This is a genomic window from Paraburkholderia sp. GAS82 (assembly GCF_050436285.1).
GTDB lineage: Bacteria > Pseudomonadota > Gammaproteobacteria > Burkholderiales > Burkholderiaceae > Paraburkholderia > Paraburkholderia phenazinium_B.
Genome location: NZ_JBNDLX010000009.1, coordinates 1 through 20,902, shown reverse-complemented (window position 1 = coordinate 20,902; position 20,902 = coordinate 1). Strand labels below are relative to the sequence as shown.

Below are 20,902 nucleotides of genomic sequence, written 5' to 3'. Positions count from 1 at the left end.
GCAGCAGCTCGTCACAGCGCGGACGCGAAAGATTGCAACACGTCAAGAGCAGCTATGTCCGTTGCAACGCTGCACTACCCTAGCGCCGTCTCACTCAGCGAAGATTTCCTGCAGCGTCGACAGCGCGTTGGACAACGCGAGATCCGATACAGCCCCTGCCTTTTTTATCAACCGCGTCTTGTCGACCGTTCGGATCTGGTCAAGCAGAATCAAACCCTTCTTGCGCAAGAAAGTCAGCGGCACGCGAAACGGCGCTGCTTTGCCCGCGGTGGTCATGGGCGCAACGATGACGGTGCGCAAATGATCGTGCAACTCCGGTGGCGAGACGACAACGCACGGTCGCGTTTTCTGAATCTCACTGCCTATCGTAGGATCGAGCGCGACCAGCCAGACTTCGCCGCGCGCTACCACACAAGCCCCGCGTCGTCCGCGTTCGGAAACTCACCCATCACGAGCTCGTCGCTCCCGGCGGCCGCCACCGACCGGCTTGCCTCTGCCCAACCCGCACGGGCGCTCTGCGGGCGCCGCAACACTAATGTGTTCCCTTCTATTTGCATATCCACTTCGTCCTCCAGTCCCAATTGGGTCAAGATAGGTTTCGGAATCAGTACGCCATGGGAGTTGCCCATTCTGCGGATTGTCGTCTTCATGGCGTCACCTGAACTGAAGTGAAATGCTACGGGGTAAACTGATGAAAGTAAACACAATGTAATTACATGATAGCACGGCAAATGGCATAGGCCAAAACGCACTACCATGCGCCCATGGCGCGCTACGTTAGCGTCGCTGGATCAACTGCCGCCCCATCGTATTGGCGTATGCGTCGCACGCGTTACGCGCTACCCGCGCTGCCGCCAGCACGCCTACGGCAGCATCGTCGCGATAACACATAGCCACGACGATAGGCGGAGGCAGCGGGCGCACCTGAAGCTCACCCAGCTCGCCAGTCTGCAGCAAAGGTTCGACAAACAGCGCCGGCACGGCCGCCACGCCATAGCCGTCTCGCAGCAACTGCACGATGACGGCCACCGAGGGCATGCACGTGACGTTGGTTTCTTCCAGCGGCACACCCGCCCGTCGCGCCAATGCGCTGACGATGCCCTCGACCGCAATCTGCGGCGCAGTGCCTCGGCCAAAAGTCAGCACCGGTTTGCGCAGCACGGTTTGAACGTGCTTAGTGCGGCTTGCCGGGATCAGGTCGCGCCTCGCGATCCAACGCACTGGATAGCTCGCCAGCGCGGTCGAAATCACAGAGGGGTCGCCGTCGCCCTCCACTTGCAACACGAGGTCCAGTTCGCCGGCGCGCAACCGGGGCGCCAGCACCGCACTCACGTCGACGGTCAGGTCGACCACGATGCCGCTGTGTTCGTCGTTCAGCATGCGCACATAGTCAGGCAGCCAGCTATGCACGACCGTTTCGATCACACCAAGGCGCAGTCGCGTTGCGATTTGCGCGTCGTCCTGTGCGGCGAGTTGCAGCGAACGCGTCGCCTGCACGACAGAACGCGCGTGAGTGAGCAGCCGCTCGCCGTCAGGCGTCAATTGGAACTCCGTAGCGCTACGCTCGATCAACTCGACGCCTAATTCCGCCTCGAGTGTCTTGATGCGCAATGAGATCGCAGCGGGTGTCGCGTGCATCGCAGTGGCCGTGGCGCGAAAACTGCCAAGGCGCGCGAGCGTCAGAAAGGTTTCCACAAAACGTGTATTCACGGCAGCATCTCGGGCGGAAGCGAGGAAATAGCAGAAGAGAATGGCACGAAGTCACTTCTCCACCGTTAAGTTTAATTTAACGAAAAGCAAAAAAATCTCGCTAGAGGGATATTTTCGGCGCGACTACTCTAATTCGCATCCGTTATCCGAAGCGAGCTTTGTTTATGACCATCACCCCGTCCGAATTCCGCCAGCAGGTGCGTAGCCGCCGCATCGCCGGGCCGACTGCCGGCTATTGCGGCGATTTTGCGCAAGCCAATCTCGCGATCCTGCCGCGTCAATATGCAGACGATTTCCTGCGCTTCTGCACATTCAATCCAAAAGCGTGTCCATTGCTCGGTATGGGCGAACCCGGCGAATGGCGCGTGCCTGCGCTCGGTGCCGATCTCGACGTCCGCAATGATGTGCCGGCCTTCTACGTCTACCGTCACGGCGAACGCGCCGAGGAAGTGCGCAGCCTGAACGAACTGTGGCGCGACGACCTGGTGGTGTTTGCGATTGGCTGTTCTTTTTCGTTCGAGGAAATGCTCAAGCGCGAAGGCATCGGGTTGCGACATATCGAGCAGAAACGCAATGTGCCGATGTACCGCACCAGCGAAGCGAATGTGCCGGCCGGTGTGTTCGGCGGTCGCCGCGTGGTGTCAATGCGTCCGATGAAGGCTGCCGACGCGATTCGCGCCATCCAGATCACGAGCCGCTTTCCAGGCGTGCATGGGGCACCGGTGCATCTGGGCGATCCGTCGTTGATCGGTATCCGCGATCTGTCGCGACCGGATTTCGGCGATGCAGTCGATATCCACAGCGACGAGTTGCCGGTGTTCTGGGCCTGCGGTGTGACACCACAGGCGGCCATTGAAAGCGCACGTTTGCCGTTCGCGATCGCACACAAACCAGGCCACATGCTGATCACCGATATCCCCAACGCACGGCTCGCCATTCTCTGAGCGTGCGCTGCGCCAGCGTCTTCTCATTCAATACAAGCCCGCGCAACCAGACACGGCACTGACTACGATCCGGAGGTTAAGCATGGAAAGCAAAGCGCCGTTGCCGGCCGAGACTGGCCATTACGATGAACGCACCAAAGGTCCGTTCTCGTGGTATCGAACGATCTCCGCGAGCGAGAAGCGCGCGTTCTGGAGCTGCAAGATCGGCTACGTGCTCGATGCCATGGATACGCAGTTTCTGAGCTTCGTGATTCCTACGTTGATCGCAAGCTGGGGTATTACGCGCGGCGCGGCAGGTCTGATCGGCACGGTGACGTTGCTCAGTTCGGCGATCGGTGGCTGGGCGGCAGGCGTGTTGTCGGACCGCATCGGAAGGGTCAAGACGCTGCAAATCACGATCCTCTGGTTTGCGATCTTTACTTTGGCGTGTGCGCTGGCGCAGAACTTCTCGCAGCTATTGTGGGCGCGCGGCCTGATGGGGCTTGGCTTCGGCGGCGAATGGACGGCGGGGGCGGTGCTGATCGGCGAAGTAATCCGGCCACGCGACCGCGGCAAGGCGGTCGGCCTCGTGCAGGCCGGCTGGGCAATCGGCTGGGGACTGTCCACCTTGCTCTTCACGCTGGTGTTCTCGCTTGTCCCCGCGGACTACGCCTGGCGCGTCCTGTTTGCGATTGGTATTGCGCCGGCGCCGTTTGTCATCTGGATTCGCCGCTTCGTCGAAGAGCCGGAGGTGCATCGGCAACAGAAGCAGATCGAAGCCGATGCACAGTCGCGGCCGTCCCTGCTCGACATCTTTCGTGCGGACATCGTCTGGACTACTTTGCGTGCTTCGATCCTTGCAACAGGCGTACAAGGGGGCTACTACGCTGTAACGACCTGGCTGCCGACGTATCTGAAGACCGAACGCCATCTGAGCGTGATCGGCACCGGCAGTTATCTGGGCGTCGTGATCGCCGGCTCCTATTGCGGGTATCTGGCGGGCGCGTATATCAGTGATGCGATCGGCCGCAAGCGGGCTTTTATCGCCTTCGCGCTGGCTTCGGTGGGCATCGCCTTGATGTACACACGCCTGCCACTCGACAACCTCTCCATGCTGGCGCTCGGCTTTCCGTTGGGCTTCTGCGCATCCGGGATTTTCTCCGGCATGGGGGCGTTTCTGACCGAGCTCTTTCCGACCAGGATCCGCGGCTCGGGGCAAGGCTTCTGCTACAACTTTGGGCGAGCGGTCGGCGCGACGTTTCCGTTTTTGATCGGCTATGTGTCGCAAAGCATGACGCTCGGGCACGCTATCGGAGTGTTTGCGGCCGCCGCTTACGGGGTGGTGATTCTTGCTGCGCTCACGTTGCCTGAAACCAGGGGGCGTCAACTGCAGTCTTGAGATTTCTCGCGCTCATTTGTGTCCCGGCTAGCAACGGCTCGCAGCTGCTAGTCGGGACACGTGCCGCGCCGTGCCACTTTTCACACTGGATACGCCGGTCGAGCCGGAAGCCGGGGCAGGCGCAGCACAGTACCGCGCCATCAACGTCACAGCGCCTTGCCCAGACCTTCCTGCGACGCGCGCGCCACGCGGCCGGCCGCGTGCGAGTCGGTAGCGCCCGGGTCCTGTCGCGATCGTTCACGAGACGGCGCCACCACCGCGCCCGCGGTGCCACCAGGCCGCCGGACCGAACGCGCATGCCGCTCGATCAGCCGCTGCAGCAGGCAGAACGCGCACAACAGCGCGCCGATCACGATACGGGTCCACCAGGAACTCAGCGTGCCATCGAAAGTGATGAGCGTCTGGATCGTGCCGAGTATCCCGACGCCGAACAAGGAACCGATCACATAGCCGACCCCGCCGGTCAGCAAGGTGCCGCCGATCACGGTTGCCGCAATCGCGTCGAGTTCCATGCCTTGTCCCTGGAGTCCGTAGCCCGACAGCACATAGAACGTGAAGACCGCGCCGCCGAGCGCCGAGCAGAATCCGCTCAGCGCATAGACACCGATCCGCGTGCGCGCCACAGGCAACCCCATCAGCAGTGCTGAACGCGGATTGCCGCCCACCGCGTAAACATTGCGGCCGAAGCGCGTGTAATGGGCCACGAAGATCGCCGCGACGAGGGTCACCAGTGCGATCAGCACATTGGCGCTCACCGAGCCGGTGCCGATTTGCAGCCGGTACGCCGAGATTGCCTTGAAGCTCGGATCCGTGATGGTGATCGACTGCGTCGTGATCAGGAAGCACAGACCACGCGCGAAGAACATGCCGGCCAGCGTCACGATGAACGGTTGCAAACGGAAGAAGTGAATCAGCGCCCCCTGCACGGCGCCGAATACCGCGCCCATCAGCAGCACGATGGCAAGAATGACCACGACCGGAAGGTGGAAGCGTTCCGCCAGCACCGCTTCGACAATCGTTGTAAGCGCAACCACCGAGCCCACCGACAGGTCGATCCCGCCCGAGATGATCACAAAGGTCATACCGATCGCGACGATCAGCAGGAACGCATTGTCGATCAGCAGATCGAGCAGCACTTGCAGCGAAAAAAAGCCGGTGTACATCACCGAACCAAAGCCAAACAGCGCGCAGAACAGCAGGATCGTGACAGCGATAGGCAACGTGCGCGGATCGAAGATACGGGCCCAGATATCGACTAGCCGTTTCATCGCGCCACCCCGCGCTGGGTGAACAGAGACATTACCAGCGCGCGCGCCGAGGGCGACTGGATCACGCTGACCGCCAGCACCACTACCGCCTTGACGACGAGTGTCGCCTCGGGCGGCACGCCGATCGAATAGGTGGTGTAGGTCAGTGTCTGAATGATCAGCGCGCCCAGCACGGTGCCCGCAAGGCTGAAGCGGCCACCGAGCAGCGAAGTGCCGCCCAGTGTCACCGCCAGAATCGCGTCGAGTTCGAGCAACAAGCCAGCGTTGTTACCGTCGGCACTGCGAACGTTCGAGCTGATCAGGATGCCCGCCACCGCCGCCGTAAGCCCCGAGAAGGCGTACACGGCAAACACGATCGCTTTCGATCGCAGTCCTACCAGCCGGGTCGCGACCGGATTCACGCCGATTGCGCGAATAAACAGTCCCAACGCCGTACCTTCGATCAGCAACGCGGTCGCCAGCACCGCGACGGTCGCGATCCACACGGAAAACGGCACGCCCAACAGATAGCCGCCACCGACGAACAGATAGCCCGGCGCGCCGATCGGAATAATCTGGCCGCCGGTCAGCAACTGCGCGACCCCACGCCCAGCCACCATCAGGATCAAGGTGGCAATAATCGGCTGCATGCCGACGAACGACACCAGCATGCCGTTCCACATGCCACTCAACACGCCGACGACAAGCGCAGCACCCAGTGCCTCGCCAATCAGCCCTGCGCTCGGAAACGGCTGCGTCGCCAGGATCGTGGCCGCTGCCGCACCGGCAATCGCCACCACAGCGCCCACGGAAATATCGATGCCGCGTGTGGCGATCACCAGTGTCATGCCTGTGGCCACCAGTGCGAGCGGCGCGGCACGATTCAGGATATCGATGGGCGCGCCGAACAGATGTCCGTCAAGAACACGCAGCGACAGAAAATGCGGATTGACCCACAAATCCAGCACGAAAAGCAGCACGAGGGTGACACACGGCCAGATCAGCGGACGCTCAGCGCCATCGCGGGTGAACCAGTTCGATATCTTCATTCGCCGCTCCCCGCAATCAGCCGATAGATGTTGTCCTCATTCGACGCGTTACCCGCCACCTCCGCAATCTTGCGGCGATCGCGCAGCACGGCTACCCGATGACTCACCCGCAGCACCTCGCTGACCTCCGATGAAATGAACAGGATCGCGAGACCGCTGGCGCATAACGCCAACATGCGGTCCATGATGTCGAACTTCGCGGCGACGTCGATACCTCGCGTTGGCTCGTCGAGAATCAACAGCTTCGGTTCGGTGGCGAGCCATCGCGCAAGCAGCGCCTTTTGCTGGTTGCCGCCGGAGAGCAGGCCAATGGGCTGCTCGGCGTCCGATGCCTTGATGCCCAGGCGCTCGATCCACAAGTCAGCCAGCTCACGCGCCCGCTGTCCGCTGATCTTGCGGAACCACCCGCGCCGTGCCTGCAGTGCCAGCAAAATGTTCTCGCGAATCGACAGTTCGGCGACGATGCCCTCCTTCTTGCGGTCTTCCGGGCAATAACCAATACCGAGCGCCACGGCGTCGTGAGGCGAACGCAAGCGCACGGCGCGACCGCCCACGTTAATTGTGCCGCTATCGGCGCGGTCAGCGCCGAACAGCAGGCGCGCGGTTTCGGTACGTCCCGAGCCGAGCAGGCCGGCGAGACCGAGAATCTGCCCCGGTTGCACGTCGAGGTCGACCGGCTGCATGCTCCCGCGACGCCCCACTCCGCGCAACTCGACGAACGGCTGCACCGCCTCTTTCTCTGCCGGCGCTTCGTGCGCCGCTTCCCGCAGTCGCGTGCTCATACGCTCGTGTCCGACCATCTTCGCGACCAGTTGGTCCGCCGACAGATCGCGTGCCAGGTACTCGCCCTCTCGCTCGCCATTGCGCATCACGGTGATGCGATCGGAAATCGCGTAGGTCTGCTCGAGAAAGTGCGTCACGAACAGGATCGCAATGCCCGATTGCTTAAGATGCCGAAGTATTTTGAAAAGCTGCGCGACTTCGCTGTCATCGAGGCTCGAGGTCGGCTCGTCGAGGATCAGCACGCGCGCGTCGACCGAAATCGCCCGCGCGATGGCCACCATCTGTTGCACCGCGATGGGATAGGCATCGAGCGACTTGGTCACGTCCAGCGAAACATCGAGGCGCTCCAATGCCGCCTGCGCGCGACGCCGGATTTCGCGCCAGTCGATCGCGCCGAAGCGTTTCGGCTGGCGGCCCGCAAACACGTTTTCCGCCACCGATAAATTCGGGCACAGATTCACTTCCTGATAGAGCGTTCGCACGCCGGCTGCCTCAGCCTCCTGCGGAGACGCAAAAGCCACTGCCTGACCGCCTAGATGTACGACGCCCGCGTCGGGCGCAACCACGCCCGTCAGAACGTTGATCAAAGTGGATTTGCCGGCGCCGTTCTGCCCCATCAGTGTGTGAACTTCACCGGGGAACAGGCGGAAATCGACGTTCTGCAACGCCTTCACGCCGGGAAACGTCTTGGTGACGCCCTTCGTTGCCAGAATTGGCTCAATCTCGCCCGCCTGGGCGGTCGCGTCGGCATGCTGCGCCAACGCCGGGCCGTGGCTGCGGACGGGTTCCGGGGAGTCGGGAGTCGGGTGGGCCATAGACCTCGCTCGATGGGTGGAAAAGAGGCCGTCTGCTGTGGAACGCAGCAGGACGGCCAGGCACCGCTGGAGAAACTTGTTATGTCTGAGTCACGCCGTCAGCGCCCCGGTTCAGTACTTGCGGGTCGGCAACGTCTGCGCCGCGACGCTCATCGGGAACACCGTTTCCTGCGTCAGGATCCGCTTGGGCAAAGGCTTGCCGGCCACCACGTCCTTCACCGCCGACATCAGTTGCGGTCCCAGCAACGGGCTGCATTCCACATCGACGTTCATCTTGCCCGCGGCCATTGCCTGGAAGCCGCCCTTGGTCGCGTCGAATGAGACGACGGTGATGTCCTTGCCGGGATGCAGGCCGGCCTCTTCCATCGCCTGGATGGCGCCGAGCGCCATGTCGTCGTTATGCGCATAAACTACATTTATTTTATTTCCATAAGTTTTTATAAAGGCTTCCATGACCTGCTTACCGCCGGCCAAGGTGAAGTCGCCGCTTTGCGAGGCGATGATCTTGAATTTCGGGTCGTTCTTGATCACCTCGATGAGACCAGAATGGCGATCATTCGCCGGCGCCGATCCGACCGTTCCCTGCAGTTCCGCGATATTGATGGGCCCGGGATTGCTTTTGAAGTTGTCTTCAAGCCAGTGACCGCCACGCCGCCCCTCTTCCATGAAGTCGGAACCGATCATGGTGACGTAGAGCGACGTGTCCTTCACGTCGATGTTGCGGTCGGTCAGGATCACCGGAATTTTGGCGGCCTTCGCTTCGAGCAGGATAGGCTCCCAGCCCGACTCCACCACCGGTGAGAACGCGATCACATCGACTTTCTGCGCGATATACGAGCGCATTGCCTTGATCTGGTTTTCCTGCTTCTGCTGGGCGTCCGAGAACTTGAGGTTGATCTTTGCATCGGCTGCTGCCGATTTGATCGATTCGGTATTCGCCGTGCGCCATGCGCTCTCGGCGCCGACCTGCGCAAAACCGAGGGTGATGGTCTTGTCCTGGGCATATGCGCTGCGCGCCACGAGGCTCAATGTCCCGGTGCCTGCCGTGAGTGCAAGCGCGCCCAACGCACGACATACCACGCGCCGTGAATTCGCCATGTCTGTCTCCTGATCGTTGTTGTGCTGGCGATCCGTAGCCGCCTGCAGCAAGGCTGCGGCAGGGGATCGTGTTAAAGCGTAGTGGCTGGCGTGACACGCGTCCAATCATATGATTTGCACACTCGATACCAATTTTGGTATAGCGATGCCAATCAGACTACGTATTCGGGCATACCCTGATGGTGCCCCAGCCCGGCCTTGGTTCGCGCTTCGGCACGATTTTTTGATGCGATTTTTATGTGCTCACGGGCATTCTTTAGACGCCCGGTACGCGGCTGCCGCTACGCTTTAGTCGATCCTGCTGCACGTCTGCAGTCAGATCCAACGGTCATCTGATGGACAACCGATCATGCTGAAACTTCTGGTACCCGTAAGCCGCTCGGCGCGCTCGCTACAGGCCGTGCGGCACGCTGCGTTCCTCTACAACGAGCGATGTGCGTCCGAGATCGTGCTGGTCAACGTGCAGCCCTCGCTCGAATCGACGCGTCTTGAAGCCTTTTATTCCCTCTCGAAGCTGCGCACACTCGAAGGTTCCGACGGCGAGGCCGCGCTGAGCCGCGCCAAACGCATTCTCGACGACGCAGGCGTTAAGTATTCCGTAGAAATCAGGGTCGGCCCGCTGGTGCCGACTATCGCAAGTTGTGCAGAACAATACGGCTGCGACGAGATCGTCGTCGCAGCGCCGCGCAGAGACCTGTTCCACGCTGCTGCGCGGATCATCAACCGTAGCGTGATGGACCGTCTGGTGAGGGTTTCCAGGATACCGGTCACCGCAGTGAACTAGCCGCTCTAGCGGCGCGACGTCACCCAGCGAAACGTCAGATTGATCCGTTCGCCGCTGATACGCGGTTCTTTCGGCACCCGATGGCGCCACTCCGCCTGAGTGTTTCCGCGCATGACGAGCAGGCTGCCGCCTTTGAGCTGAAACGACTGCACGACCGCCGTCTTGTTGTGGCGCAAATCGAAGGTCCGGGCCACGCCAAGACTCACCGACGCAATTACCGGTTGCGCGCCCAATTCAGGTTCGTGGTCCGCGTGCCAGCCCATGCTGTCCATTCCGCTGCGGTAACGATTGATCAGCACGCTATTGAAACGGCATCCGCTGGTCGTTTCGGCGCTTGCCTTCAACTCGGCCACCATCGGCGTCCACGCTTGCGGCACATTGCGAATGCCGGAGTAAACGTACACCGCGTCCGCCTCCCCCTGCCAGGCGGTGAGTCGCGGCAGAGCCACGCGTCCCGCTGGCGTGCCCATCGATTCCTGCTTCCACGCAACCTCGTCGATCAATTGCGTCAAGGCGCGGCCCGCAGCTTCGGGCGAGAGCCAGTCGGGATACCAGTCAACGTCGGGCTTGGGAAGGTCGTCGAACAGATCGTTCATGGAATGGGAGATAACATGCGCGGTCCCGCGCCCCCTTAGAATAGCTTACCGCACACGCAATTCAAAAAGGCTTGGGCGCCGTCGGCAGGCGTGACGACATGTCGGTAGAATGATCTGCCTTGCCGGCGAACACCTTCTCCGCACGCGCCAGCAAGTTTGCGCGTACGTCCGGCACCCGATTCGCCTTACCCCCTTCCTATGCGCCGCTTATCGTTCCTTTTTCGCATTATTGGCATTGGCGTCCTGCTGCACATTTACGTCGGCTTCCGGGTCATTCCCGACCTGCCGGTGGGAAACGCCGGCCGCTGGCTTGCGGCACTCTGGCTCGTGCTATCCGTCCTGCTCATACCGCTCGGCATGCTGGCACGGACCATCAAACGTCAGCCTCTCGGCGACCGGCTCGCCTGGGCCGGCTTGCTGGCGATGGGCTTTTTCTCCTCGTTGCTGGTGCTGACCTTCGCGCGTGATCTCGTGCTGGCGTCGCTGCTGACTGTCGATGCCATCTGGCCGCACACCATCCCACTGGCGCGCTTGCGCATGGATTCCGCTGCGGCGGTGCCGCTGCTGGCGTTGCTGTCCACGGCAGTCGGCTTTTTCAATGCGCGCAGGCGGGCACGCGTCGTCACGATCGATGTCCCGATCGACGATTTGCCGCAAGCGCTCGACGGCTTCACGATCGTCCAGATCAGCGATATACACGTTGGCCCAACCATCAAGCGCCGTTACGTGGATGCGATCGTCGACGCAGTCAACCGCCTGAAGCCTGACCTGATCGCGGTAACCGGCGATGTCGTGGACGGCGGCGTGCCGCAGTTGCGCGACCACACGCGGCCGCTGTCGCGTCTGAGCGCGCGCCACGGAGCGTTTCTGGTCACGGGCAATCATGAGTATTACGCCGGCGCCGACGCGTGGATCGACGAGTTTCGCCGGCTTGGCTTGCATGTGCTGCTCAACGAGCACGTGGTGGTGGAGCACGAAGGCGCCCGCGCGGTGATTGCAGGCGTGACTGACTATTCCGCGGGCCATTTCGACCCTGCCCATCACAGCGATCCCGCTGCCGCGCTCGCAGGCGCTCCTGGCGACGTGCTGATCAAAGTGCTGCTCGCGCATCAGCCGCGTTCGGCGGAAGCCGCTGCCGAAGCTGGTTTTACCCTGCAGTTGTCGGGACACACGCACGGCGGACAGATTTTCCCGTGGAACTTCTTCGTGCGCCTGCAGCAGCCGTTTACGGCAGGGCTCGCGCGGCTCAATGGGTTGTGGGTTTATACGAGCCGCGGTACCGGCTATTGGGGCCCGCCGAAGCGCCTCGGAGCGCCTTCGGAGATCACGAGGCTACGGTTGGTGCCGGGCGAGCCGAGCTGAAATGAAATACGCGGAGCGCTCTTTCAGGTGCTCCGCGTGTGAACCCCTTACCCAAGTAACTACGCCAGCCTCACAGACGACGTTTTACTGCGCCGCAGGCGCCACTGCGACGCTCACTTGCGGCGCGTACGCCACGTCAACGTGCATCCCCGGCTGCAGGTTTGCAACCTTCATCGGATCATGGCTCTGGATGTGGAACACGTCGCCATTAGGTCCCCTCAATTCGACCACACCTGAAGCGCGGTCGAACGCCACCACCTCGGCCGTGAGGTTCTGCGGCGACTGTGCCGCAAGCGCGCCATGCGACGGGCTCACGAGCGCGCTACGGATCATCCGGACATGGACCTTGCTGCCCGGATGGATCTGGGCAAGATTGCTGGTATCCGTGACCGTGAAGGATGCTTCGCCGCCATGCGCGTCGACCACGGTAACGGCGTGCCGTACCTGGTCGACACCCTTCACCACGCCGTCGGCCTGCAACACGCTGTTGCCTTCGAAAGCCGCGGGCAACGCTTCGGCCGCCGATGAAACAAGCGGTGCTGCTGCGATCAATGCGCCGGCAACGATGCCAAGGGTTTTCTTGTTCATGCAATCCTCAATCAGGTAATAACGAAAAGAGAATCAGGCCGCGGGCAGGCGCGCAAGGAGCACAACCCCGATCAACGGGGGCGCTCACGCCGGGTTATGCAGGAGGACGCCGGACCTGGCTGCCGTATGCGATCTGGCGCAGGGGCTGCACGACCTGATTCAAAGCACGGGCCAGTCTGTTTTCTGGGATGAGCCCTGTCAAGCTTCGGACTCCACATTTAATTTGGGATGGAAAGACGGTTTAGCTGGATTGAAGTCGAGGATGACGGGAATACGCAGACCAGCTTTCGAGCCAGCGGTTTTGCAGCGCGAGGGCAAATCTGGCGCAAAAGCGCCGCTGAGCTGACGTGAGAAGGCCGGCCACGTGGTCTCCGTCAGCGGGGCGACTCCAGTCTGACGTACGGAAGTCGCGCCAGGGCGGACTCGAATCAGGCCCGAACAGTCAGACTGTTCATTTCGCGTTCAAACGAACAGCGGGATGCTTGACGGCGCTCGTTTACGAACATACGATACGACTAAGCGACATCGACATCGGTTGTCATATGACTTATGTACCTCAAAACGGCAACCTGCCCATTTTTCGGGATAAACAGTCTTTCTGGTCGCCGAATACGGCAGATAGTCATGTGATGACCTATCAGATCGACCGCTGAGCCCAGCGGCAAACCAAGGGCTGACACACCGACCGGATCGCCGCGTCGCGACAAAAAATGACAGGATGGAGACAGCGTTGAAAGTAATCAAAGGCTTACGTTGGTGGATCATCGTGCTCGTCTGTCTCGGCACGATCATGAATTACCTGGCTCGCAACTCATTGGCTGTGTTGGCGCCGGAGTTGAAGCATGTATTCGCGCTCACCACTCAACAGTATTCGTATGTCGTCGGCGCGTTCCAGATCGGTTACACGATCATGCAGCCGGTGTGTGGACTGATCGTCGACCTGATTGGCTTGCGGCTTGGCTTTGCCCTGTTTGCGGCGCTGTGGTCGCTCACCGGCGTCCTGCACGGGTTCGCCACCGGCTGGCTGTCGCTCGGCGCCCTGCGCGGCGCGCTTGGGCTGTTCGAGGCGGCGGCGATTCCCGCCGGCATGAAAGCGGTCGCAGAATGGTTTCCTGACAAGGAGAAGTCAGTCGCCGTCGGCTATTTCAACGCCGGCACATCGCTGGGCGCCCTGCTCGCGCCGCCGGTCGTGATCTTTCTGTCGCTCCGCTTTGGCTGGCAGGCTGCGTTCATGGCAACCGGTGCGTTCGGTTTTGTCTGGGCCGCGCTCTGGTACGCGTTGTATCGTTCACCCGCGGATCACCCGCGCGTCTCCCGAAAAGAGCTGGCGTTGATCCAGGAGGGCCAGACCCAGTTCGCACCGGCCAGTCAGCGCCCTGTGCGTGAGATCCTCGGCTCGCGCCGCTTCTGGGCCATTGCACTGCCGCGCTTCTTCGCCGAGCCGGCCTGGCAAACTTTCAGCTTCTGGATCCCGCTTTATCTCGTGACGGTACGTCACATGGACCTCAAGCAGATTGCGATCTTCGCGTGGCTGCCCTTTCTGGCCGCCGACCTCGGCGGCATCTTCGGCGGTTATCTATCGCCGTTCCTGATCCGGTATTGCCGCGTCCCGCTCATCTGGTCGCGCGTGGCGGGTGTGATTCTCGGCGCATTCCTGATGATCGGACCGGCCTGTATCGGCCTCGTCGCATCGCCGTACACGGCCATTGCATTATTCTGCGTCGGCGGTTTCGCGCACCAGATGATCTCAGCGCTCGTGAACACCCTGAGCGCCGACGTATTCGATTCCGACGAGGTCGGCACTGCCAGCGGGTTCGCCGGCATGGCGGCCTGGATAGGAGGCCTGAGCTTTTCGCTGGTGGTCGGCGCACTGGCCGACACGGTCGGTTACGGGCCCCTGTTCGGCTGCCTCGGCGCGTTCGATCTGATCGGCGCAACGCTGCTTGTCGTGCTGATACGCGGCCAGTCGAAACGTGAACGCAAGCTTGCGCATGCCTGACGCGGCATCGCAGATTCAACCAGAGGAAAGTCCGATGACGTCGCTGTTAAATCCGCCCGTATTCAAACCCTGCACCCAGTCGGGCAACCTCGTACGCTTGACGAGCGCGGCGGGGCCGGTCATGGAAATCTTCGTGCTCGAAGAGGATATCGTGCGGGTGCGCGTGCTGCCCGATGGCAAGGCACACGGGCCGCGTACCTGGGCCATTGCACCGGGACTCGACGACGTAGACATCGAAGGCCGCGATCGTCTCGATCTTTCGGGCTATACATTGCCGTCTTTCAGACAGCGTGCCGACGACACAGAACTGTGCATCGAAACCGCGCAAATCCGGCTCACCGTCGCGCTGCAAGGCGGCCATTGCAGCTGGGACATGCGTAGCGGTGAAAAATGGCAGCGCGTGCTGCAGGACCGCGCGACGCAGGCCTACAATTTCGGCTGGTGGGACGAGCGCGTCTATCACTACGTACGCCGTGAACCGGGCGAGATGTATCTGGGGCTCGGCGAGCGCGCCGGTTCGCTCGACCGAGCCAATCAGCGCTATGAGATGGTCAACGTCGACGCGATGGGCTACAGCGCGAAGACGACCGATCCGCTCTACAAGCACATCCCCTTCTACCTCACGTGGCAGCGAGAAGCGGCGCTCGGCTTTGGCCTCTTCTACGACACGCTCGCCGATTGCACATTCGACATGGGCCGTGAGCTCGACAACTATCACGGCCACTATCGCCACTTCATCGCGGAGCACGGCGATCTCGACTACTACTTCATCGCTTCGCCAGCAACGCCGCTCGCAGCCGTGCGCCGCTTCACGTGGCTGACCGGCCGCCCTGCCCTGATGCCGAAATGGGGCCTCGGCTACTCCGGGTCGACGATGAGCTATACGGACGCACCCGACGCGCAGCAGCGCATGGGCGAGTTCATCGAGCGCTGTCGCGAACACGATATCCTGTGCGACTCGTTCCACCTGTCGTCGGGTTATACGTCGATCGGGCCGAAGCGTTACGTCTTCAACTGGAATCGCGACAAATTCCCCGACGTAGACGGCTTTGTGCAGGGCTATCTGGAAGAAGGCGTGCGCCTGTGCGCCAACATCAAGCCATGCCTGCTGCGCGACCACCCGGAGTTCGACCAGGTTGCACGCGACGACCTGCTGATTCGCGCGCGAAGCGGCGAACCCGCGTGGGTACAGTTCTGGGACGAAGTCGGCGCGTATCTGGACTTCACCAATCCTGACACGATTGCATGGTGGCGCTCGCACGTGACCGACGCGCTGCTGCGTTACGGCATTGCTTCGACGTGGAACGATAACAACGAATTTGAAATCTGGGCGACGGACGCCATCGCCCACGGCTTCGGCAAGCCGTACCCGGCCCGCGAAGCGAAGGTGCTGCAGACCATGCTGATGATGCGCGCATCACGCGACGCCCAGCGCGCGTTCGCGCCTGAAAAGCGGCCATTTCTCGTTTCGCGCTCGGGCGGTGTGGGGATGCACCGCTACGTTCAGACGTGGTCGGGCGACAACTACACATCATGGGAAACGCTGCGCTACAACCTCAAGATGGGGCTCGGACTCGCGCTTTCGGGTGTGTCGAACATTGGGCATGACATTGGCGGATTTTCAGGCCCGGCGCCTGACGCAGAACTGTTTGTTCGCTGGATTCAGTTCGGAATCCTGATGCCGCGTTTCAGCATCCACTCGTGGAACGACGATGGTACGGTCAACGAACCATGGATGCATCCTGAGGCGACCGGTCAAGTCTCGGACCTGATCAAGCTGCGCTACCGCCTGATGCCGTATCTGTACCACCTGCTTTGGCAGTCGACCCAACACTACGAGCCCGTCTTGCGCCCGACCTTCGCGGATTTCCCGCACGATCCGCAATGCTACGTCGATGGCGACGATATGCTGCTCGGCACATCGCTGCTCTGTGCGCCGGTTGTCCAACCCTCGAAAACTGAACGTGACGTATGGTTGCCGGCGGGTGCACGTTGGATCTCGTACTGGAGCGGTGAAGCATTCGAAGGCGGCCGGCACATCACCCTGCCCGCGCCGTGGGATCAACCCGTCATGCTGATTCGCGAGGGTAGTGTCGTGCCGCTGAATGTCGCGCAGCAACACTTCGCCCAACCTGCCGATCTGCGCGGCTTTATGGTGGCACCCTGTCAAGGCGCAGGTATTGCGCAAGGCGAGTGTCATGAAGACGATGGCGAATCGGAAGCCTGGCGTACCGGAGCATACGGTTGCTGGAAGGTCAGTGTGGAAAGTGACGCGGCAACGCTCGCCGTGACAGTCAACTGGACAGGGCAATGGGCGCGGCCCTTCGACTCCGTGGATGTCTTCATCCCTGCAGGCGATAGCCGGCGGATTGTCGCCACCACAGGTGTGATTCGCAGCGAAGTGCGCGGTGCACAGTGGACTCGACTCGTCCTCTATCTGTCTGCTTCTACGGCCTGATCTGCCTGCGCGAGGCATAGCACGGAGACACGCATCGCAACTCGTGTATTGTTAGCGATGCTGTCACGCGTCTGGTTCAAACTACGCGTTTGAGCACGCCTCGACTATTGATCCAATGACGCTTGAATTTGTCTGGCGGCTCCTCGCCGCCTTCTCCTGCGGTGTTGCAATCGGCATCGAACGGCAGATGCGGCAACGTACGGCCGGTCTACGCACGATTACCCTCGTCGCGAGCGGGGCGTGTCTGTTTGTTTCGTTGGGCGTCCTGACCGGCAACGGCACCGCTGGTGTCACGCAGATCGCCGCTTACGTGGTGTCCGGCGTCGGCTTCCTCGGCGGCGGCGTGATCATGCGCGACAAGGGATCCATCCAGGGCATCAACACGGCGGCGACCCTCTGGTGTTCTGCGGCCGTCGGCGTGTTGTGCGGTGCGGGACATTTCGGCCCGGCACTCGCCGGCACAGCTATCGTGCTGCTGACCAACACCGTGTTACGCGAAGTTAGCCGCACCATCAACGCAACGCCGGTCTCAAATGCCGATCTCGTGCGCGAGTACGTACTGACCGTGGTCTGCCGCGAAGAGGATGAGGTTCATATCCGCGCGGCGCTATCGAACTCGATGTACTCCATGCCCCTGTCGTTTCAGAGTCTGACGAGCGAGGACGTGGCAGAGCAACCTGGTCGCATACGCGTCACGGCTAACCTGAAACTGCATCCGAAGGATCAGTCGAAGCTCGAATTGATGGCGAGTCGCATCAGCATGGAAGCGAGTGTCTCGAGCGTAAGCTGGATTGCGAAAGAAGCGGAACCGGCGCCGGAGTAGCGCCGCGTGCTGTGTAGAAGCCGGCACCTAAACGTCTGTTCGGCCCGCGCCGCCGCTTCGCTTTCAAACGCCCAACCTGGCGTCACCGGCCGCGGGTGGTAGTCCACGCCTTGCGCCCGGCGACGGCGTCATCTATAACAACCGTAGACGAAGCATCGGCCGGCGCCGCGTTGCATTGATAGTAGAGTGCGTCGTGTGAATCGATGGTCCGTATGTCTGTGCAGCCCGAGACCGAGAACGAAATGAACCGAGCGACTGCGCGTTGTCTTACCGTGCCTTTGCGCCATAGCCATTCTGGCTATGCGCCCTGTTCCGCCACCGCGGCGGCCTCCTCGCCAATCCCGCCACAATACATTCAGACATTGTTAAATCCATATCCTGAATATGGACTGCGTCACCCCCTTGGACTAAGCTCTGTCACCGTGAATTTTTCACGCTCAACCATGGAGTCTTGATTATGGAACACGGCATCATTGCATGGCTCATCATTGGCGCGATCGCCGGCTGGCTAGCTGGTGTGCTCGTCAAGGGCGGCGGTTTCGGGTTGATCGTCGACATCATCGTCGGGATCGTCGGCGCGTTTATCGGCGGTTGGCTTTCCGGCGTCCTGCACATCTCGCTTGGCGGTGGCTGGATCGGCTCGATCATCACAGCGGTAATCGGTGCGGTCATTCTGTTGTTTATCGTCCGCCTGTTTAGTCGGCGCGGAGTCTAGCGTTTGCCGTGTCGGGCGACTTCGGTCGCCTGACTTGCAATGCATCAAACCGCTGCTACGGCGCTCTCATCACGTCCCCCTTCTTCTCGCGATCGACTTCGTCGCACAGATCGCATACGACGCATTGTGCATTGCGCGTTGTGCGAACTCGCCTTGCCCCATAACGTCGGCGCATTTGCTTATTCCATATCGAGCTTTGAGCGTGGCTTAAACCAACTACAGTTCAAGATGGCTAGTTGTGTCGTCCCGAGTCGCACTGATACGGAGGAGGAGCACCATGGGCATCTGGAAGCCGGACCCGAGCTTTTATCCCTCACCGCGCCTTGCCGCAGAGGCGCCCCCTGAAAAGCTCGCCTATGTGGCCGCATTCGATCCTGATCGCACCCGGCCGGATGAGATCGCAGTGGTCGATGTCGATCCGGCCTCTCCGGCTTATGCCAGCATCGTCGGCAATCTGGCCATGCCGCATGCCGGCGACGAGCTGCATCATTTCGGCTGGAATGCATGCTCTTCGTGCCTCTGCCCCAACGCGCCACATCCGCATACGGAGCGGCGTTACCTGGTTGTGCCTGGGTTACGCTCGTCGCGCATCTATATCCTCGATACGAAGCCTGATCCGCTTCATCCGACTATCGTCAAGACAATCGAGCCGGCCACCATTGCGAGCCGGACGGGTTATAGCCGTCCGCACACCGTACATTGTGGTCCGGGTGGGATCTATGTGACCGCCCTCGGCAGCGCCGAGGGCGGTGCACCCGGTGGAATCTTCCTGCTCGATCCGGAAAGTTTTGAGCCACTCGGACGCTGGGAAGTCGACCGCGGCTCGCAGCAACTCGCGTACGATGGCTGGTGGCACCTCGGCTACGACACGCTCGTCACCAGCGAATGGGGTACACCGGATACGTTCGAGAATGGTTTGATTCCGGAGGTGCTTCTCGGCGCGCGTTACGGTCGCCGTCTGCATTTTTGGGATTTCACGCGCCGCAAACATCTGCAGGAAATTGATTTCGGACCGGAGTACCAACTCGTGTTCGAATTGCGGCCGGCGCACGATCCGACCAAAGCGCATGGTTTCGTCAATTGCGTGATCAGTCTGAAGGATTTGTCTTCGTCCATCTGGACGTGGTATCGCGACAAGGACAAGTGGGCGGTGCGCAAGATCATTGATATTCCCGCTGAGCCTGCTGACCCCGCATTGCTTCCGCCAGTCCTCAAGTCCTTCGGCGCGGTGCCGCCGCTTGTGACTGACATCGATCTTTCGCTCGATGATCGTTTTCTTTACGTGTCCTGCTGGGGCACGGGCGATCTGCTGCAATACGACGTGTCCGATCCGTTCGCACCGAAACTTACGGGGAAAGTGCGTATTGGCGGCATCGTCTCGCGGGCGACCCACCCGGGTGCCTCGAACGGTGCGCTCAGCGGCGGTCCGCAAATGGTCGAGGTAAGTCGCGACGGCAAACGGATCTACTTTACGAACTCGCTGTACGGTGCGGTCGATCCGCAGTTTTATCCCGATGGTATCGACGGCTGGATGGTCAAGCTCGATGCAGGCCCGGATGGCGGTCTGTCGTTCGATGAGGAGTTCTTTCTGGAATGGCCGGAAGGACATCGACCGCATCAGATTCGTCTGCAAGGCGGCGACTGTTCGTCTGATTCGTACTGCTATCCCTGAACGGCATGAATCCATCGACGTCGACGTGGTGGACATGGTTCGTGGTTGCCGCGCTCGGCGCGTTTCACGGCATAAACCCGGCGATGGGCTGGCTGTTTGCTGTCGCGCTTGGACTGTATCGACGCAGTCGGCGAGTGGTCTTGCTCTCGCTGATACCAATCGCACTCGGACATGCGCTCGCCGCCGGCTGCATGCTGATGGCCGGGTTGTCGCTCGGCATGATCATCGATCATTCCGTATTGAGCCGAGTGTGTGGGGTCTTGCTGATCGGTTGGGCGGCGTGGCATGCGTTGCGAGGCCATCGCATGCGACCGCGAGTGGGTATGCAGACAGGCTTTGCCGGGCTGATGGTCTGGTCGTTTGTGATGGCAGGTTCGCACGGTGCCGGACTCATGTTGATTCCGGCTCTGATGCCGATATGCGGCGCGTTGGCTCACGCGCCAGGCGCCGTGATCTCCAGCCCCGGGCCCACTGCGACGATCGCGGCGATCGCCCTGGGCGTGCATAGTGCTGCGATGCTGGTGACTACAGGTGTGATCGCTGTGGCTGTGTTCGACCACTTTGGCGTTGGCGGTTTGCGTACCAAGTGGCTCAACTTCGATCTGCTCTGGACAGGGACGTTGGCGGCATGTGGTGTGATGCAGTTGACGCTTTGATTTGGCGGGATGAAGCGGCGCTGCCAGTGAGCGACTCTGCCAGCGCTGCCGGAGTGCTTGGGTCTTTGAGGTCTGTGGAGGGGTTTGACGAGCGTATTTGCGCGCGTAAACGCAGAAACCCCACCTTGATGGGGTGGGGTTTCTGGTTCTGCTAGGGAGCCTGACGATTACCTACTTTCACACGGGTAATCCGCACTATCATCGGCGTGGAGTCGTTTCACGGTC

At 61.2% G+C, this 20,902-nt stretch carries 19 protein-coding genes; 10 read left to right on the top strand and 9 right to left on the bottom strand.

Translation table 11 applies throughout. From position 1 onward, the window contains the following. Positions 1 to 90 precede the first annotated feature (90 nt). From P3T17_RS26145 to P3T17_RS26135, 3 genes are all read right to left on the bottom strand, one after another. On the bottom strand, positions 91 to 411 hold the full coding sequence (locus P3T17_RS26145; protein ID WP_074268225.1) for a type II toxin-antitoxin system PemK/MazF family toxin: 321 nt from the start codon (positions 409 to 411) through the stop codon (positions 91 to 93). Continuing rightward, a complete protein-coding gene (locus P3T17_RS26140; RefSeq protein WP_074268224.1) occupies positions 405 to 650 on the bottom strand; it encodes an AbrB/MazE/SpoVT family DNA-binding domain-containing protein in 246 nt (81 codons plus the stop codon). The genes P3T17_RS26145 and P3T17_RS26140 overlap by 7 nt, the downstream gene beginning before the upstream one ends. Before the next feature lie 127 nt (positions 651 to 777). Continuing rightward, positions 778 to 1,710: a LysR family transcriptional regulator gene (locus P3T17_RS26135; protein ID WP_429409380.1), complete on the bottom strand. Its 933-nt coding sequence runs from the start codon at positions 1,708 to 1,710 to the stop codon at positions 778 to 780. Between the two features lie 170 nt (positions 1,711 to 1,880). Between P3T17_RS26135 and P3T17_RS26130 the strand changes: the two genes are divergently transcribed. Both P3T17_RS26130 and P3T17_RS26125 read left to right on the top strand, forming a co-directional pair. Further along, positions 1,881 to 2,654 (top strand): putative hydro-lyase, encoded by a 774-nt coding sequence (locus P3T17_RS26130; RefSeq protein ID WP_429409666.1) that lies wholly within the window; start codon positions 1,881 to 1,883, stop codon positions 2,652 to 2,654. Positions 2,655 to 2,736: 82 nt separating this feature from the next. After that, a complete protein-coding gene (locus P3T17_RS26125) occupies positions 2,737 to 4,032 on the top strand; it encodes an MFS transporter (RefSeq protein WP_429409379.1) in 1,296 nt (431 codons plus the stop codon). Positions 4,033 to 4,178: 146 nt separating this feature from the next. Here P3T17_RS26125 and yjfF read toward each other — a convergent pair whose 3' ends face one another. From yjfF to P3T17_RS26105, 4 genes are all read right to left on the bottom strand, one after another. Then, a complete protein-coding gene (gene yjfF, locus P3T17_RS26120; protein WP_074268221.1) occupies positions 4,179 to 5,300 on the bottom strand; it encodes a galactofuranose ABC transporter, permease protein YjfF in 1,122 nt (373 codons plus the stop codon). Continuing rightward, entirely contained in the window at positions 5,297 to 6,328 is a 1,032-nt protein-coding gene (locus P3T17_RS26115; protein WP_074268220.1) for an ABC transporter permease, read from the bottom strand. The genes yjfF and P3T17_RS26115 overlap by 4 nt, the downstream gene beginning before the upstream one ends. Next, a complete protein-coding gene (locus tag P3T17_RS26110) occupies positions 6,325 to 7,926 on the bottom strand; it encodes a sugar ABC transporter ATP-binding protein (protein WP_074268219.1) in 1,602 nt (533 codons plus the stop codon). The genes P3T17_RS26115 and P3T17_RS26110 overlap by 4 nt, the downstream gene beginning before the upstream one ends. 111 nt (positions 7,927 to 8,037) lie before the next feature. Continuing rightward, positions 8,038 to 9,024 (bottom strand): ABC transporter substrate-binding protein, encoded by a 987-nt coding sequence (locus P3T17_RS26105; RefSeq protein WP_074268218.1) that lies wholly within the window; start codon positions 9,022 to 9,024, stop codon positions 8,038 to 8,040. Positions 9,025 to 9,373: 349 nt separating this feature from the next. Here P3T17_RS26105 and P3T17_RS26100 point away from each other — a divergent pair, with 349 nt between their 5' ends. Continuing rightward, positions 9,374 to 9,808 carry a universal stress protein gene (locus tag P3T17_RS26100; protein ID WP_429409378.1) on the top strand — a complete coding sequence of 145 codons (435 nt, stop codon included), beginning with the start codon at positions 9,374 to 9,376 and terminating at the stop codon, positions 9,806 to 9,808. A 5-nt stretch (positions 9,809 to 9,813) separates the two neighbouring features. Here the strand turns inward: P3T17_RS26100 and P3T17_RS26095 are convergent, their stop codons facing one another. Further along, positions 9,814 to 10,404, bottom strand: coding sequence for an alpha-ketoglutarate-dependent dioxygenase AlkB family protein (locus tag P3T17_RS26095; RefSeq protein ID WP_074268216.1), 591 nt, complete (start codon positions 10,402 to 10,404; stop codon positions 9,814 to 9,816). A gap of 198 nt (positions 10,405 to 10,602) precedes the next feature. Here P3T17_RS26095 and P3T17_RS26090 point away from each other — a divergent pair, with 198 nt between their 5' ends. Then, complete coding sequence (locus P3T17_RS26090; RefSeq protein WP_074268215.1) at positions 10,603 to 11,766, top strand: metallophosphoesterase; 1,164 nt, start codon at positions 10,603 to 10,605, stop codon at positions 11,764 to 11,766. An 84-nt stretch (positions 11,767 to 11,850) separates the two neighbouring features. Here the strand turns inward: P3T17_RS26090 and P3T17_RS26085 are convergent, their stop codons facing one another. Continuing rightward, entirely contained in the window at positions 11,851 to 12,354 is a 504-nt protein-coding gene (locus tag P3T17_RS26085; protein WP_429409377.1) for a hypothetical protein, read from the bottom strand. 730 nt (positions 12,355 to 13,084) lie between these two features. On the opposite strand from P3T17_RS26085, the gene P3T17_RS26080 reads away from it, so the two are divergent. From P3T17_RS26080 to P3T17_RS26055, 6 genes are all read left to right on the top strand, one after another. Next, positions 13,085 to 14,353: an MFS transporter gene (locus tag P3T17_RS26080; RefSeq protein WP_429409376.1), complete on the top strand. Its 1,269-nt coding sequence runs from the start codon at positions 13,085 to 13,087 to the stop codon at positions 14,351 to 14,353. Between the two features lie 34 nt (positions 14,354 to 14,387). Next, entirely contained in the window at positions 14,388 to 16,811 is a 2,424-nt protein-coding gene (locus tag P3T17_RS26075) for a TIM-barrel domain-containing protein (protein WP_429409375.1), read from the top strand. A gap of 115 nt (positions 16,812 to 16,926) precedes the next feature. After that, entirely contained in the window at positions 16,927 to 17,634 is a 708-nt protein-coding gene (locus tag P3T17_RS26070) for an MgtC/SapB family protein (protein ID WP_074268211.1), read from the top strand. 457 nt (positions 17,635 to 18,091) lie between these two features. Beyond that, positions 18,092 to 18,349: a GlsB/YeaQ/YmgE family stress response membrane protein gene (locus tag P3T17_RS26065; RefSeq protein WP_074268210.1), complete on the top strand. Its 258-nt coding sequence runs from the start codon at positions 18,092 to 18,094 to the stop codon at positions 18,347 to 18,349. A gap of 277 nt (positions 18,350 to 18,626) precedes the next feature. Next, positions 18,627 to 20,021 carry a selenium-binding family protein gene (locus P3T17_RS26060; RefSeq protein WP_429409374.1) on the top strand — a complete coding sequence of 465 codons (1,395 nt, stop codon included), beginning with the start codon at positions 18,627 to 18,629 and terminating at the stop codon, positions 20,019 to 20,021. 5 nt (positions 20,022 to 20,026) lie between these two features. Beyond that, positions 20,027 to 20,677: a hypothetical protein gene (locus tag P3T17_RS26055; protein ID WP_429409373.1), complete on the top strand. Its 651-nt coding sequence runs from the start codon at positions 20,027 to 20,029 to the stop codon at positions 20,675 to 20,677. The last annotated feature ends 225 nt before the right edge of the window (positions 20,678 to 20,902 follow it).